The sequence below is a fragment of the Leucobacter sp. G161 genome (assembly GCF_001482305.1).
In the GTDB taxonomy this organism is placed as follows: domain Bacteria; phylum Actinomycetota; class Actinomycetes; order Actinomycetales; family Microbacteriaceae; genus Leucobacter.
The window spans coordinates 1-290 of record NZ_LOHP01000048.1; the positions used below are offsets into that span (position 1 = coordinate 1).

1 protein-coding gene is annotated in these 290 nt (G+C 66.2%); it reads left to right on the forward strand.

The genetic code is table 11. The features are described 5' to 3' along the window. Positions 1-290, forward strand: a 290-nt coding sequence (locus AUL38_RS05210) for an isocitrate/isopropylmalate family dehydrogenase (RefSeq protein WP_235590616.1), incomplete at both ends; no start/stop codon positions are given.

Sequence of the window (290 nt, forward strand, 5' to 3'; positions counted from 1 at the left end):
ACCGAGTACGCCGCAGGGGCCAAGCACTACCTCGAAACCGGTGAGCTCTTCGCCGAGGTCGAAGATGAGCTGCGCGGAGCTGACGCGATCCTCTTCGGATCGATGGGCGACCCCAAGGTCACGCCGGGCATCCTCGAACGCGGCTTCATCCTCGAGATGCGTCAGCGCTTCCAGCAGGCGGCAAACGTGCGCCCCGTCCGCCTCTACCCCGGCGTCCCCACCCCCATCGCAGATCTCACCCCCGAACGCTGCGAACTCGTCATCGTGCGCGAAAACACGGAGGGCGCCTA